At 50.7% G+C, this 14,653-nt stretch carries 15 protein-coding genes; all 15 read right to left on the bottom strand.

The window, feature by feature from the left end:
* Positions 1–78: 78 nt before the first annotated feature.
* The 15 genes from miaB to P0X86_RS20945 all read right to left on the bottom strand — a co-directional run bounded on the left by miaB (position 79) and on the right by P0X86_RS20945 (position 14,632).
* Positions 79–1,638 (bottom strand): tRNA (N6-isopentenyl adenosine(37)-C2)-methylthiotransferase MiaB, encoded by a 1,560-nt coding sequence (gene miaB / locus P0X86_RS20875; RefSeq protein ID WP_015736274.1) that lies wholly within the window; start codon positions 1,636–1,638, stop codon positions 79–81.
* A 302-nt stretch (positions 1,639–1,940) separates the two neighbouring features.
* Positions 1,941–2,513 (bottom strand): phosphate propanoyltransferase, encoded by a 573-nt coding sequence (gene pduL, locus P0X86_RS20880; protein ID WP_277746372.1) that lies wholly within the window; start codon positions 2,511–2,513, stop codon positions 1,941–1,943.
* 164 nt (positions 2,514–2,677) lie between these two features.
* Positions 2,678–3,649 carry a dipeptidase gene (locus P0X86_RS20885; protein ID WP_213579175.1) on the bottom strand — a complete coding sequence of 324 codons (972 nt, stop codon included), beginning with the start codon at positions 3,647–3,649 and terminating at the stop codon, positions 2,678–2,680.
* A gap of 89 nt (positions 3,650–3,738) precedes the next feature.
* The gene (locus P0X86_RS20890; protein WP_006211249.1) at positions 3,739–3,999 is read right to left on the bottom strand and encodes a stage V sporulation protein S; all 261 of its coding nucleotides are present in this window, start codon (positions 3,997–3,999) and stop codon (positions 3,739–3,741) included.
* Between the two features lie 129 nt (positions 4,000–4,128).
* The gene (locus P0X86_RS20895; protein WP_176502442.1) at positions 4,129–4,923 is read right to left on the bottom strand and encodes a TIGR00282 family metallophosphoesterase; all 795 of its coding nucleotides are present in this window, start codon (positions 4,921–4,923) and stop codon (positions 4,129–4,131) included.
* A gap of 147 nt (positions 4,924–5,070) precedes the next feature.
* Positions 5,071–6,612, bottom strand: a complete 1,542-nt coding sequence (rny, locus tag P0X86_RS20900; RefSeq protein ID WP_009589303.1) for a ribonuclease Y — start codon at positions 6,610–6,612, stop codon at positions 5,071–5,073.
* A 365-nt stretch (positions 6,613–6,977) separates the two neighbouring features.
* Complete coding sequence (locus tag P0X86_RS20905; RefSeq protein WP_277746373.1) at positions 6,978–7,715, bottom strand: regulatory protein RecX; 738 nt, start codon at positions 7,713–7,715, stop codon at positions 6,978–6,980.
* Between the two features lie 168 nt (positions 7,716–7,883).
* Positions 7,884–8,945: a recombinase RecA gene (recA, locus tag P0X86_RS20910; protein WP_277746374.1), complete on the bottom strand. Its 1,062-nt coding sequence runs from the start codon at positions 8,943–8,945 to the stop codon at positions 7,884–7,886.
* A gap of 287 nt (positions 8,946–9,232) precedes the next feature.
* Positions 9,233–10,495: a competence/damage-inducible protein A gene (locus tag P0X86_RS20915; RefSeq protein WP_277746375.1), complete on the bottom strand. Its 1,263-nt coding sequence runs from the start codon at positions 10,493–10,495 to the stop codon at positions 9,233–9,235.
* 102 nt (positions 10,496–10,597) lie between these two features.
* Complete coding sequence (gene pgsA / locus P0X86_RS20920) at positions 10,598–11,185, bottom strand: CDP-diacylglycerol--glycerol-3-phosphate 3-phosphatidyltransferase (protein WP_009589313.1); 588 nt, start codon at positions 11,183–11,185, stop codon at positions 10,598–10,600.
* A gap of 264 nt (positions 11,186–11,449) precedes the next feature.
* Positions 11,450–11,941, bottom strand: a complete 492-nt coding sequence (locus tag P0X86_RS20925; protein ID WP_009589306.1) for a YajQ family cyclic di-GMP-binding protein — start codon at positions 11,939–11,941, stop codon at positions 11,450–11,452.
* A 151-nt stretch (positions 11,942–12,092) separates the two neighbouring features.
* Entirely contained in the window at positions 12,093–12,266 is a 174-nt protein-coding gene (locus P0X86_RS20930; RefSeq protein WP_277746376.1) for a hypothetical protein, read from the bottom strand.
* Positions 12,267–12,342: 76 nt separating this feature from the next.
* Positions 12,343–13,356, bottom strand: a complete 1,014-nt coding sequence (locus P0X86_RS20935; protein WP_277746377.1) for a helix-turn-helix domain-containing protein — start codon at positions 13,354–13,356, stop codon at positions 12,343–12,345.
* A 49-nt stretch (positions 13,357–13,405) separates the two neighbouring features.
* The gene (locus tag P0X86_RS20940) at positions 13,406–14,173 is read right to left on the bottom strand and encodes a DUF3388 domain-containing protein (RefSeq protein WP_009589314.1); all 768 of its coding nucleotides are present in this window, start codon (positions 14,171–14,173) and stop codon (positions 13,406–13,408) included.
* A 204-nt stretch (positions 14,174–14,377) separates the two neighbouring features.
* Positions 14,378–14,632 (bottom strand): DUF3243 domain-containing protein, encoded by a 255-nt coding sequence (locus P0X86_RS20945; RefSeq protein WP_009589302.1) that lies wholly within the window; start codon positions 14,630–14,632, stop codon positions 14,378–14,380.
* Positions 14,633–14,653: the final 21 nt, after the last annotated feature.

The raw sequence follows: 14,653 nt of genomic DNA on the forward strand, positions 1-14,653 counted from the left end.
CATCTATATGGGTATATGCAGGCATGGATCCATTGCGGTAACGGTCTATGCTGCATTGGCATGCTTCTTGCCCCTCCATTATACCGCATCTGAGGCAGGAATCGCGTCCGGGATCATATCCCCTTTGATATACCAGGTCTTCGTATCCGTGATCCGTACATTCACGAAGCTGCCTACGAGTTCCGTTGAGCCTTCAAAATGCACCAGCTTGTTCGTGCGCGTGCGTCCGGACAGCATGGAATCATTGTTCTTGCTGACTCCTTCTACCAGGACCTCCACGGTAGATCCAAGCAGCCTGTCGTTGCTCTTGCGGCTGTATTCATTAATGGCGGCGTTCAAGCGCTGCAGACGCTCGCTCTTAACCTCCATCGGCACGTTATCCTCCATCACAGCTGCTGGCGTTCCTTCGCGCGGAGAATAAATAAAGGTATACGCAGAGTCATAACCTACTTCCCGTACCAGGGACAGCGTCTCCTCAAACTGCTCATCGGTTTCGCCGGGAAAACCGACAATGATGTCGGTGGTGAACGCAACATTGGGAATCGCCTTCTTAATCTTATGGGCCAGTTCCAAATACGTCTCGCGGGTATATTTCCGGCTCATTTTCTTGAGCACTTGCGAGCTTCCCGACTGCACCGGCAGATGAATATGCTCCACCAGGTTGCCGCCCTTCGCCAGCACCTCGATCAGATGATCGTCGAAGTCTCTTGGATGGGATGTCGTGAAGCGAACGCGCGGGATATCGATTTTGTGAATATCATCCATCAGATCGCCGAAGCGATACTGGATATCTTCAAAATCTTTGCCGTACGCATTCACGTTTTGACCGAGCAGCGTAATTTCCTTATACCCTTGACGGGCCAATTCGCGAACCTCGGCAATGACGTCCTCCGGACGCCGGCTGCGTTCCTTGCCGCGGGTGTAAGGGACGATGCAGTATGTACAGAATTTATCACAGCCGTACATAATGTTGACCCAGCCGCGGAGACCTTCTCTTTTCTTCGGAAGATTCTCGACAATGTCGCCTTCCTTGGACCACACTTCAACCACCATTTCCTTGCTGAAGAGCGCTTCCTGAATCAAGTGAGGCAGACGATGTACGTTATGCGTGCCGAAGATCAGATCCACGAAGCCGTGCTTTTGGAGAATTCGATTCACCACCGATTCTTCCTGCGACATGCAGCCGCAAACCCCAAGCAGCATATCCGGCTTTTCCGTCTTCAGATGCTTCAGGTGGCCGAGTTCGCCAAACACCTTGTCCTCCGCATTCTCACGAATGGCACATGTGTTGAGCAAAATGATGTCCGCCTGCTTGCGATCCTCGGTTGCCCGGTAGCCCATCTGCTCCAGCAATCCCTTAATCGTCTCGGAATCATGCTCATTCATCTGGCATCCGTACGTATACACGATGTAATGCTTGCCAGCCCCGATGCTTCGGAACTCCTCAGGCAGCTCGGTATCGTACAGGACTTCGACACTCTGTTTGCCGCGTTGTTTTTCCTGTCTATGATTAGGCTCCGAAAGAATGTTGATTTCCCGGCCGTTGATGCGAATTCTCTTCCCGTGTTCGTCTTCCGAGAGAACTTTGGCTCCTGAAAAATCAAAATACTTGGAGTAGTCCTTACTTTCTTTGGACATGCTAGGTCACTCCTTAGATCCGCAAAATCTCTGGTTTACATGACAATATTGCTTAATAGGCACTGTTTTAAATTATATCATGATCTTTATGCCTAAGCTACCACCCTGGTGCTATTAGAGCGTTCCTTGGCCGTTGATTTTCTTCTCCGCATGTTCGGCAGCACGCCGCCCGTAAACTTGGAATTTCCAAAAAAGAGCCTGGCATCGATGAATCGATCCAGGCTCTTCTTGACTGCGAACTTGTAAAAGCTGCGCATGCGTGACACATACAGTATGTTCTTATGGCTTTCTAAAGCCGCGGATTAATCAATAATTTCAGCAGTGTCTCCGGTTTTGGCGCCGGCTGCGTTGGCCTCATCGGTGTCGATGTGCATGTCGAGCGCAAAATTGTCGGATACGCGGGCAATGACGTTCTCCAGCACGAGGCCGCGTTCGCCGCCTAGGCGCACTTTGAGCAGGTCCTTGTCCTTGATGCCCCACTGCTCCGCATCGGATGTATGGAAGTGAATATGACGAGCGGCCACGATGACACCTTCGTCCACCGTTACTTCACCTGCCGGGCCTTTAATCGTGATTCCCGGGGTTCCGGCAATGTTTCCGGATTCGCGCACGGGTGCTTTCACGCCGATGGTAAAAGAATCCGTACGTGAAATTTCCAGTTGGGTTGCAGGACGCGCAGGTCCCAATATTCTTACTTTATCGAATTGTCCCTTCGTTCCAATGACCGCTACCGTTTCGTTGGCCGCGAATTGTCCTGGCTGGGACAAAGGTTTGAACTCTGTAAGTTGATATCCAGGGCCGAACAATGCCTCAATATGCTCTTGGGTTAAATGAATATGGCGGGCGGATACACCCACGGGTACAGTTTTACTCATCTGTCTCACTCCTTGTTTTTCTCTATATGCTGTACATGCCATCACCTATTATACTCTCTATTACCCAAAAATAAAAAAGGCAACCCGCGTGTTTCAGGCCGCCTTCTTTGGTTTCTTGCGCGATCTGCAACAGGATTGTCATAGTTATCCTCGAATCCAGGATGTTATGCGTCATGTTCATCTTCTTGAACCGGGGATGCAGGCAAATGCTGTTCAAGAAAACGCAGCGGATTATCCGACATCCAGCCCTTGACCGTCGATTCGGGATAAAACTTGAGCAGCAGCTCCTGAAAATCCGGATACCGGCCCGGATGCTCCAGCCCTTCGATCCACTGATCGATTCCGTCGAAATCCGACCCGAACATGATGTGCTTCTCTCCGCCCAGCTCACAAATCTTCTCGATGTGCGGCAGGACGTCCTCCGGCGTCACGCGCTGGACACCGCTGCGGATAAACCAGGGCACAAACGTGATGCCGATCATGCCGTTTAACGCTATCAGTGCCCGTATCTGTTCATCGCTCAAATTCCGGGGATGCGGGCAAATGGAGTAGGCATTGGAATGCGAAGCAATGACGGGCCGCTGAGTCAGCTCCGCCAGTTCCCAGAAACCGGCCTGGGACAGATGGGACACATCCAGAATGATGCCTGTTCTATGACATTGCTCGATCAGCTGACGTCCCCGTTCCGTAAACCCGCCGTTTCGCTGCTCCAGCACGCCATCCGCTGCCCAGTTGGCATAATTCCAGGTAACTCCCATCAATCGTACGCCCATATCAAATAAAAGCTGAACGTAATACAGATTGCCCTCCAGCCCGTCAACGCCTTCCAGCGACAGGACGCCGTACCGCTCCGTTTTGCGTTGTCTCATCTCCCGGACTTGTTCCCGCCAGAGCAGGGGCTTCAGATGACCCGCGTTCACGATGCGGCTTCGGAATACATCCAATTGGGCCAGCACGCGCTCAAAGGAGGGCCTCCCGAATTTCTCCGACAAGAACACAGCGAATACCTGAAGCGCCAGATCCCCGTGCTCCAAACGCTGCATCGTTACATCCAAATGCGGGCCGTCCACAAAAGAGGCTTTGGGATCTTCCCACATTTTGCTCAAAACATCGCAGTGAAAATCAACCGTCCGCATCGTGCCGCTCATCCCCCTTCTGACCTGTCACAGCAAAAAGCCTGTTTACGCTAAGCAGAGTAAACAGGCTCATCCTCAACATTCGAAATTTATCTAGGTTCCACGATCAATTTAATTGCCGTCCGGTCTTCGCCATCAATCACAATATCCGTAAAAGCAGGGATGCATATCAAATCCACCCCGCTCGGTGCTACAAATCCCCGGGCAATCGCTACCGCTTTAATGGCCTGGTTCAGTGCTCCCGCCCCAATCGCTTGCAGTTCCGCTCCGCCCCGCTCCCGAAGAACTCCAGCGAGCGCCCCTGCAACCGAATTAGGATTGGATTTTGCTGAAACTTTTAATACTTCCATGGTAAGTACCTCCCCTGGGAATGTTGAGTGATGGTTTGCTTCCGCTTACTAGATGTTATTCGTGAGAGGAGAAAAAATTCCTGCTTTTTACCATCCGTACCTAATTTAATTAAACGGATTTTGACGTTTTTAATCCATCCGCCATTCATCTTCGTACATGCGGATTTTTTGGATCTTCCGGGCTTTTCCCGTCTCCTCATCCATGTCCACGCATACGGCGTGGAACTGCCATTTGCCTTCGTCGACCTGGAAACGGGCAGGAAGCTGGGTCTTGAATTTATACATGACCGCATCGCGCTGCATGCCGAGGATGCCTTCCTTGGAGCCCACCATGCCGGTATCCGTAATGTATGCCGTTCCTCCCGGGAGTATGGTATCGTCATTGCTCTGCACGTGGGTGTGCGTGCCGACCACCATCGAGGCACGGCCTTCCAGATGCCATCCCATGGCAATTTTCTCCGAGGTCGCTTCAGCATGAAAATCCACAAGGATGCATTTGTGCTTCTGGCGCAGTGTATCCACGATGTCATCGGCGGCCCGGAACGGGCAATCGATGGCTGGCAGGAATGTCCGTCCCTGCAGATTCACGATCGCCAGCTGTTTGCCGTTTGCTTTAATGACGGTGTATCCGCGGCCGGGCGTGCCGGGCGGAAAGTTCGCCGGGCGAACCATGCGGGGTTCGTCGTCGATGAATTCAAATATATCCTTGTTATCCCACGTGTGGTTTCCCAAGGTGATGCCATGAATGCCCCAATTGAAAAATTCATTGGCGATGGCCGAGGTGATGCCGCGTCCTGAAGCCGCGTTCTCCCCATTGGCAATAATGATGTGCGGATTATATTTGGACTTCAGCTCCGGAAGGGAAGCTTTCAGCGCCTTGCGTCCTGTGCTGCCGACAATGTCTCCGATGAATAATACTTTGATGTCAATCACTCCTTCAGGGGAGCCTGTCCTGTCCTGACTTGATCCCAGGCAGGTCGGTTCCCGATTCATGGATAGTCCGATATGTATTTTCGGATATCTTAAAGATAAAAAGTGGCCGGAATGCGGCCACTTTTTAAGGTCCAAACTCTATTTCGCGTAATCGACCGCACGGGTTTCCCGGATAACGGTGACTTTAATATGACCCGGATAATCCAGTTCATTTTCAATCGTTTTGGTAATGTCGCGTGCCAAGCGGAATGCTTCGGCATCGTCGATTTTTTCCGGCTGTACCATGACGCGAACTTCACGTCCTGCTTGAATGGCGTAGGATTTCTCAACGCCTTCAAAGGATTCGGAAATTTCCTCGAGCTTCTCAAGACGACGGATGTACGTCTCAAGCGTCTCTCTGCGTGCCCCCGGTCTGGCAGCGGACAATGCGTCGGCTGCGCCCACCAGCATGGCGATAACCGAAGTTGCTTCGCAATCACCGTGATGGGAGGCAATGCTGTTGATAACCACCGGATGTTCCTTATACTTCTTCGCCAGCTCCACGCCGATTTCAACGTGCGATCCTTCCACTTCATGATCCAGCGCTTTACCGATGTCATGCAACAGTCCTGCCCGTTTCGCAAGCACGATGTCTTCGCCCAGTTCGCCGGCCATCAGGCCAGTCAAATAGGCCACTTCCATGGAGTGTTTCAACACATTTTGTCCATAGCTCGTACGGAATTTCAGTCGACCCAAAATTTTGATCAAATCCGGATGCAAACCGTGTACGCCAACCTCGAAAGTGGCTTGTTCCCCATACTCGCGAATGCGTTCGTCCACTTCCTTGCGGGATTTCTCCACCATTTCTTCGATACGAGCCGGATGAATCCGTCCGTCCGCCACGAGCTTTTCCAAAGCCGTACGGGCAATTTCACGGCGAATCGGATCAAATCCGGACAGAATGACAGCTTCCGGAGTATCATCGATAATAAGGTCAATCCCTGTAAGGGTCTCAAGCGCACGAATGTTTCGGCCTTCACGTCCGATAATCCGGCCTTTCATTTCTTCGTTCGGCAAGGTGACAACAGAAACCGTGGTCTCAGCTACGTGATCAGCCGCACAGCGTTGAATAGCCAGCGTGATGATCTCGCGTGATTTCTTATCTGCTTCTTCCTTCGCCTGCTGCTCGATTTCTTTGATCATCTGAGCGGTTTCATGACGAACTTCTTGCTCGACATTGCTGAGAATGATGCTGCGGGCATCCTCCATCGTCAGGTTGGAGATGCGCTCCAGTTCTGTCGTTTGCTTCTTGTAAATTGCATCGATTTGCTGCTGGGTTTCCTCTATTCGTTTCTCTTTGTTCGCCACTTGTTCTTCTTTACGTTCCAAAGATTCTATTTTTTTATCCAGCGACTCTTCCTTTTGCAACAATCTGCGCTCCTGCCGTTGAATTTCATTCCGGCGCTCGCGAGTGTCTTTTTCAGCTTCGGCTCTGATTTTATGAACTTCGTCTTTAGCTTCGAGAACCGTTTCTTTCTTCAATGCTTCTGCTTCCTTCTTCGCACTTTCGACGATCTGCAAAGCGGCATGCTCGGCACTGGAAATTTTAGCTTCTGCAAGGGATTTGCGAATAAAATAACCGAACCCAAAGAATATAGCGGCTACAGCGAGAACGATTATGATCCAGATCCAAGTTTCCATCTGTTCACCTCCTCGTTGTTTCCTCCAAGGCATTCCTTGGGAAAATGTGCAATTGTCAGGTTACTCATTCATACATAAAATTTTCCGGCAGTGGAAGCTGCCGTCCATACTGCGCACGCCGTAATGATCGTACGCAAATCCCGCCTTAGCCAGCGGAATACATTTCACTATGAATTGGCGATTTAAGAATCTTTCACAAAGTAGTCACTTTTTTGGAAGGAAAAAGGATTCTAATTTATGATAAAAAGATTCATATTTATTTTAGTATTTATAAAAAGATATTGTCAAGGGAAAGCAATGGGTAAACGTCAGTTTCATCCAGCGAAACCATTTCTTTAGCGAAAAAATGCACAACTGCTTGTGCTTTATTCAAAATCATACGGCTCTTCGTCCCATTCGCCTTTCTCCTGCTCCTCTTCGATCAGAAGTTTGAGTGCCTGGCGCACAGGCTCTCCCCCAAACCCCCTACGCATTAAATATGCTCCGGTTTTACGTTTGCGATCCAGCAGCTCCCCCTGGGTTTGCTGCCATTTTTTTCGTCCCACGGCCAGGCAGCTCTCCAACTCCGATTCTGCGCTGATCTCGCCCAAAGCCTCCGAAATCAGCTCGGTGCCGATTCCCTTCTGCCTCAGCTCCTGCTTAACCCACAGCCGTCCCTTCTTATGGCTGGTCATGCGCTGCTCTGCCCACATCTTAGCGTACAGCGCGTCATCCACCAGCTTGTCCTTCTCGAGGCGTTCCAGCGTCGTCTCCACGCTGCCGGGCTCGAACCCCTTTTGCTGCAAACGCTGCGTGATCTCCTGAGTCGTCCTAGGTTTCCGAGCCAAATGATTCAGCGCTTCCACGTAAGCTCGCTGCCGCTCATCTGCCACGACAATCTCCTGCAGCTCTTCCTTGCGAAAAACATTTCCCTTTAACATGCGATATTTAAGCATCACGTCTTCATGAACGGTCATGAGGTACGGACCGAACGCGATTTGATACCGGTGTTTGGGCTTTTTCAGCATTTCGACAGAGGTTATGATCAGATCCTCGTCTTCCGGAAAATGTCCAATTCCCGAGGATTCCGCCTGCCCAGACATTTCTTTATTCTCTATATCCATACGACCTATATCCATACGACCTATATCCATACGACGCTCCCTTCACTGCTGCACGCTTCCCGACACATCGTCAAGACCGATGATTCGGCAGAAATAAATGCAAAGAAGACCGTCTGGCGTTACCCACACCGGACGGTCCCAACACTGTCATCGTTAACCAGCGATTTATTACTCTACCTTAAACAACTCTTGCTCTTCCAATTCCTCTTGTTCCTTCTCCTTATCGGAAGCCTCAGGAACAACGGTCGTCAGGTTACTCGCTTCACGGATCTTGTTCTCGATCACGCTGGCGATCTCCGGATTCTCCTTCAAGAACTGCTTTGCATTCTCGCGGCCTTGACCAAGACGGTCACCGGCATAAGAATACCATGCTCCGCTCTTATCCACGATATCCAGTTCCGTACCGATATCGATCAGGCTTCCCTCTCTAGAGATGCCTTCGCCGTACATAATATCAAGCTCGGCCTGTTTGAAAGGTGGAGCTACCTTGTTCTTAACAACCTTAATCCGTGTGCGGTTACCCACCACATCGTTGCCCATTTTGATGCTCTCAATTCGACGCACGTCCAAACGAACCGTGGAATAGAACTTCAGAGCACGTCCGCCTGGGGTTGTTTCAGGGTTACCGAACATAACGCCAACCTTCTCGCGAAGCTGGTTGATAAAGATGGCAATCGTTTTCGACTTATTGATGGCACCCGACAATTTACGAAGAGCCTGGGACATCAGACGGGCTTGCAGACCCACGTGGGAATCACCCATGTCGCCTTCGATCTCGGCTTTCGGTACAAGCGCGGCGACCGAGTCAATAACGATGACATCGACGGCGCCGCTCCGTACCAGAGCTTCCGCAATTTCCAGCGCTTGCTCGCCCGTATCCGGTTGGGAGAGCAGCAATTCATCAATGTTAACGCCCAATTTGTTTGCATAGGATGGATCCAGAGCATGCTCGGCATCAATAAATGCAGCTTGTCCGCCAGCCTTCTGAACCTCTGCGATAGCATGCAGGGCTACTGTTGTTTTACCGGAGGATTCCGGTCCGTACACTTCAATAATCCGGCCTCTAGGCAAGCCGCCGGTTCCTAAAGCTATATCCAATGCCAACGATCCGCTTGGCACAATCTCTACCTGCATATGGGTGGATTCACCCAGTTTCATGATGGAACCTTTTCCGAACTGTTTCTCTATCTGGCGAAGCGCCATTTCCAGCGCAGCACGACGATCTGACAATTGTTCCACAACCCTTCACTGTTGATAGTCTTATCATACCTTGTTTTGACACGTTTGCCAAGCTTTTTTTCGAACATACATTCGTTTTTTTTATTCAGCTCCCCTTCCCGTTCATGCTCCGAACCCTATGTATAAAGAACAAGAACCGTGGCAACATCAATCGATATGCCACGGTTCTTCCGTATTTCCCATTATACTTGGAACGGTTCCTGAATTCAAGAACAGCTATTTAGCAAGGTGTAAATTTTTTACTTTTCCAAATACCCGGTCGCCTTTGGCCACGAAGCCTAAGCCTGCTCAGAGGCTACGAGACGCTGCCAAAGCCGGTATAGCAGCGCCTTGGTTGCGCGGAGCCGGATCGTTTCGCGGTTGCCTTGGAGGTTCAGCTCATGCACTTCCGTTTCTTTGCCCCTTTGGGACAATCCGATGTAGACCAGCCCTATAGGCTTGCGTTCCGCGTAACCCGGACCTGCCACGCCTGTCACCGACAAACCGAAGTCGCTGTCGGTTACCATCCGGACATGATCCGCAAGCGCTTCTGCAACCTCCGCACTGACGGCCCCCGGCGCATCGTCCCCCTCCAGCAGCGCATGCGGGATATGCACAAGCTTCTCCTTGATCTGGTTGGTGTAACAGATGATCCCCCCAAGAAACATCGATGCGCTTCCGGGAATGGAGGTCAGGGTCTCCGCTACAAGTCCTCCCGTGCAGCTCTCCGCCGCGCTCAGGGTCCAGCTTCGATCTGCCATCATGTCCACGATGACCTTTTCGATGGGCACATCCTCGTTGGCATACATAAATTCAGGCCCTCTCTCCCGGATCCTGGCTTCGAGTTCATTCAGCCGGACCATCGCCTCAGACTCGCTGGAGGCCTTCGTGGAGATGCGGACGGTGACCTCCCCATCCTTGGCATACAAAGCAATCGTCGGATCGGTCTGGGCCGTAATCAGGTCCTCCAGGCGCTGATCCAGCGCGGACTCCCCGATGCCCGCGAATTTGAGCATCTTCGAATAGATGGTAAGCTCATCCGTGAGCACATGCTGCAGAAGCCAAGGCTTGGCCTCCTGCTCAAACATCGGCATCAATTCTTTGGGCGGCCCCGGCAAAACGATATAATGAGTGCCTTCATAGGATACCGCGTTCCCGACGGCCAGGCCTGTCTCGTTCGGAAGCGGGGTGCCTCCCTCGATGGCGAGAGCCTGGCGCCGATTGTTCTCGGTCATGACGGATCCCCGCTCATGAAAGAAGCGTTCAATCCGGTCCATGGCCATCCGGTCGATATGCAAGGAACGATTTAGAAAGGAAGCCAGCGCATCCTTCGTCAGATCGTCCTGCGTGGGACCGAGACCGCCGGACAGGAGTACAATATCGGCTCTGCTGCTGGACAGTCGCAAGGCCTCCTTGAGCCTCTCCAGGTTGTCCCCGACAACGGTTTGATAGTACACGTCGATCCCCATTGAAGCAAGCTGTCTGGACAAATACTGTGCGTTGGTATTCACGATCTGTCCGAGGAGAAGTTCTGTTCCAACTGCAATGATTTCTGCTTTCATGATTCATCGATCCTCCCGTATCTTCTATCTCTTCGTTAGTAGCTGCCTTCGTTATTCCTTACCCGGCGGAAGAAAAAAGCAATAGGATGGCTCCTATTGCCGTTATGCCCCGGTACCTTTGAGAAGGTGCCTGTTCTGGACAAAATATTCGATTCCCGAATAGATCGTAATCAGCGCGGCAGCCCAGATCGCAATGACATCAAACGGAATCCCCAAAAATACAAACGGGAAATTGTTGATCAGAAGCGCGACAATCGCCACGATCTGAATCACCGTCTTGATTTTTCCGGATTGACCTGCTGCGACTACCGAACCTTCCAGAAGCGCAATTTGTCTCAAGCCAGTCACCGCAAATTCCCTGCTTATGATGACAACAGCAATCCAGGATTCGCATTTTCCCATCTCTACAAGCGATATGAGTATGGCCGCAACCAGCAGTTTGTCCGCCAGCGGATCCAGAAGTTTACCCAGATTCGTCACCATATTGTTTTTCCGGGCCAGATACCCGTCAATGCCGTCCGTGCTTGCAGCAAGTATGAATATCAGTGCCGCAATCAATTGGTTATAGGGCAGGACAAAATCATTCCACACAATGGGATCCGGATAAAAATCAAAATCCACCAGCAGGAAAATCATCATGACAGGGATCAAGCAAATGCGGGCCAACGTGATACGATTGGGTAAATTCATGGGGCAACCTCCCTTGCAACGGGTTGTCTTGTTAACTCGGCAGACCCTGCAGCGGTTATCCTTCTGCATGTCATCAGGGTCGCTCTTCCCAAGAGCCTAAAGGGTTTGAAGCGTGCATCGCTGTCTGTCATTTTCATCCCCCAGTAATCTATGTATACGTTAATCCTTATATATCGTTTTTTAGTATAATATTTCCGTTGACGCCCTGTCAAAAGAAACAAACCAGCCGAGCCCACCCCTTATTGCTTGGAGGGAGAGGAGCGTTTATTTAAAATTGGTGAATTGCAGATCCAAGGAAAGGTCCGCTTTGCGAAGCAGCTGCATGATCTGCTGAAGATCATCCTTGCTTTTTCCGGTTACCCGAATCTGGTCGCCTTGAATCTGGCTCTTGACCTTCAGCTTGGAATCACGGATCAAAATATTGATCTTTTTGGAATTCTCCTGGTCGATTCCCTGCTTCAAGGTCAGACGCTGACGGACGGTACCCATGGAAGCCGGCTCGATCTTACCGTACTCCACATTTTTAAGCGACAAGCCCCGCTTCACCATCTTGGTCTGCAAAATATCGATAACGGCGTTGAGTTTGTACTCGTCATCGGAGGCAATGACCAGCGCGTCCTTGTCCAGCTTCAAGCTGCTCTTGCTGCCCTTGAAGTCAAAACGGTTTTCGATCTCGCGCTCCGCTTGATTAACCGCATTGGTAAGTTCCTGCATATCCATTTTGGATACGATATCAAATGAGCTTTCTGAAGCCATGGTGAATCCTTCCTTTCATTTGGCGATAATGCTTCTATTATAGGTAAAACCGAGAGACAAGTCTAATCCTGTAAGGAATCCGCGATGGATCAGGAACGAAAAAGACTCCGCTTATCGCCAACATCATCCGGCGAAAACGAAGCCCGCTCCCTCAACTGCTAGCTTTCTCATCATGCACCGGACGGCGGAACATACTCAGTATGCCGAGTAAAATATGTGCCAGCCCAAAGCCTAATATGCCATACCCCCAGCTGCTCGGAATCAAATAATAGCCCAAGAGGCTGACGATAACGCCTAATCCGAATACAATCCAATTGACCGTCACAGAGCATCACCTCTTTCGGGAAGTGAAATAACAGCATGCAGCTGCATGCTGTTATGATGACCTGGAGGACAGGCAATTATTCGAAGTCGGTGGTATCCGATGTATCTGATGTATCCCCGGTACCCGCGTTATCCATGGTGCTTGCGGAACCATCGGCCGGCTCCAGCACGATGCGCGACGTGGACTTGCCATCCGTTACGGGCTGGCCGCCAACCGTAATGGTCGTTGCAGCGGAATTCCCCGATTTCACGAAGAGTCCCTGGCTGTCCATGTCAAAGCTCAGCGAAGCACCGTTCTCGAGCATTTGGAAAGCCAGCTTCTCCCCGGAAGTATTGTTGCCGCGGTATACCTCGACCCAGCTCTTGCCTTCGCTCGTGGCCACAATCTCAACCTTCACGGACGAGCCCGATACCTTAAATACGGTGTTCTTGCCTTCCGTCCGGTCCTGCGTCACCGTAGCCGTTCCAGGCGTTGAATCACCCGGTTCATCGATGTCCGTTCCGTCTGTGCCTTCTGTTCCGTCCGGGGTGTCAGTTCCTTCTCCGTCCGTGCCTTCGTTAACCGTGCCGTCCGGAACATTGTCGCCGCCCTGCGCTCCGTCGCCTGGCGTCCCGGAATCCGTGTTATCCGGAGTTTGCGGGTTCTGCGCCTGATCGGTCTGCGTCTGATCATTGTTGCTGACCGGCGGTTCGTCCTTAGGCTCATTCGAATTGATGGCCACCAAATATATGACAACAACGATCAGGATCGGGAACGTCCACATCAGCAGCGTAGGCAGCCATTTCATGTTCCGTTCGGCTGTCGGTCTGCTGGCGCGCTTTTGAATAACCGGCTCCATGGTCGCTTCCGGTTCGGATTTAGGCACATCCTGTTTGTGCCCTTCAAGCAGTTCGTCCGGGTCGATCCCCACCGCTTCCGCATAGGTTTTGATGAATGCCCGCACGTAAAAACTGCCGGGAAGTACTTTGTAATCCCCTGCCTCGATGGCTTCCAAGTATCGCTTGCGTATTTTAGTCATTTCCTGCACATCATCAAGGCTCATCCCTTTTTGCAGACGCGCCTCCCTTAATTGCTGTCCCAGTTCGGACATGCCATCACCTCCTACTTTAGAATTTCGTGGTCAAAGTCAAACAAAAATATTACAAATCGTCACTATAAGAGCCCGTGAACGTATCATAAACGATTTCCTCTTCCGGATTGTTTCGCAATTCGATGATAATGTCGAAATCATCGTAGGAATATTCGGATTCGCGAACAAAGATATCGGGATGCTCGATCACCTTCGTGCTCTCCATTCCCATGATATCCTGCAGGAGCTGATAGTGGCGTTCATTGGATCGGATCGTGCTCACAATGCCGTCAATGATAAAAATGTTGTTCGTATTCATCTCGTCCTCGGAGAGTTGACTGCGAATGGTTTGACGGAGCAGCGTAGAGGAAACGAAGGTCCAGCGCTTCATCGCGCAGACGCTGCCGGCGATAATGGACTCGGTTTTGCCCACGCGTGGCATCCCGCGGAGGCCGATGACCTGATTACCTTCCCTTTTGAACAATTCACCCAAAAAATCAACAAGTAAACCGAGCTCATCACGCGTAAAACGAAACGTTTTACGATCATCCGAGTCCCGGTCGATATATCGTCCATGACGGACAGCCAGAATATCCACCAGTTTCGGGGGCCTCAAGGCTGATACCGTAATATTTTTCATTTTGTTTAACATTTTACCCATCAGAACAATTTTTTCTTCGTCATCCGTCTCGAGCAGCATTCCGCGGGTTTGGCCTTCCACGCCGTTAATGGTCAGTATGTTCACTTCGAGCATGCCCAGCACGGATGCAATGTCACCGAGCAAACCGGGCCGGTTCTTATGTATCTTATATTCCATGTACCATTGATTCGATTCCACAAAGACACCTCTTTGCACTTCTTTTCCATCAATATTCGACAAATTCCAGCGAAAATTGCACGCAAAAACAGGTCAAATGAAAAATGGGTCACGTTAATGATATATAAAATAAAAATGAAAGGCAAGTATTAACGGTGACATGAAAATTACATTCTTTTTTCTTGACAAAAAGCCCCCATTGTCGGGGGGCTTTTTGTTAATGGATTATGCGTTGTTCTTGGCCAATTTCACCATCAGACGCGCGATAACGTGGCGTTCTTCCTCGTTACCTACATCCCACAATTCTTTCAATGCCCGGTTGGATGAGTTTTGCGGATCAACCTTCTCATCGAGGAAATCACCGATCTCATAAGCCAGCTGGGAAATGGTGTCTTCACTCATGCCCGCTTTCTCGGCTTGAACGACGCGCTCGCCCAGGAATTTCTTCCAGGAATCAAAGTTTTTGATTACGGATGACATGAATTAAATCCTCCTTTTGCG

Origin of the sequence: Paenibacillus sp. BR1-192 (genome assembly GCF_029542445.1) — a bacterium.
GTDB lineage: Bacteria > Bacillota > Bacilli > Paenibacillales > Paenibacillaceae > Paenibacillus_AQ > Paenibacillus_AQ lautus_A.

Bases quoted from the DNA above. Each gene is read 5' to 3' on its own strand.
- miaB (WP_015736274.1), bottom strand. From the start codon at position 1,638: ATGTCCAAAGAAAGTAAGGACTACTCCAAGTATTTTGATTTTTCAGGA.
- pduL (WP_277746372.1), bottom strand. From the start codon at position 2,513: ATGAGTAAAACTGTACCCGTGGGTGTATCCGCCCGCCATATTCATTTA.
- P0X86_RS20885 (WP_213579175.1), bottom strand. From the start codon at position 3,649: ATGCGGACGGTTGATTTTCACTGCGATGTTTTGAGCAAAATGTGGGAA.
- P0X86_RS20890 (WP_006211249.1), bottom strand. From the start codon at position 3,999: ATGGAAGTATTAAAAGTTTCAGCAAAATCCAATCCTAATTCGGTTGCA.
- rny (WP_009589303.1), bottom strand. From the start codon at position 6,612: ATGGAAACTTGGATCTGGATCATAATCGTTCTCGCTGTAGCCGCTATA.
- P0X86_RS20905 (WP_277746373.1), bottom strand. From the start codon at position 7,715: ATGGATATAGAGAATAAAGAAATGTCTGGGCAGGCGGAATCCTCGGGA.
- P0X86_RS20915 (WP_277746375.1), bottom strand. From the start codon at position 10,495: ATGAAAGCAGAAATCATTGCAGTTGGAACAGAACTTCTCCTCGGACAG.
- pgsA (WP_009589313.1), bottom strand. From the start codon at position 11,185: ATGAATTTACCCAATCGTATCACGTTGGCCCGCATTTGCTTGATCCCT.
- P0X86_RS20925 (WP_009589306.1), bottom strand. From the start codon at position 11,941: ATGGCTTCAGAAAGCTCATTTGATATCGTATCCAAAATGGATATGCAG.
- P0X86_RS20935 (WP_277746377.1), bottom strand. From the start codon at position 13,356: ATGTCCGAACTGGGACAGCAATTAAGGGAGGCGCGTCTGCAAAAAGGG.
- P0X86_RS20945 (WP_009589302.1), bottom strand. From the start codon at position 14,632: ATGTCATCCGTAATCAAAAACTTTGATTCCTGGAAGAAATTCCTGGGC.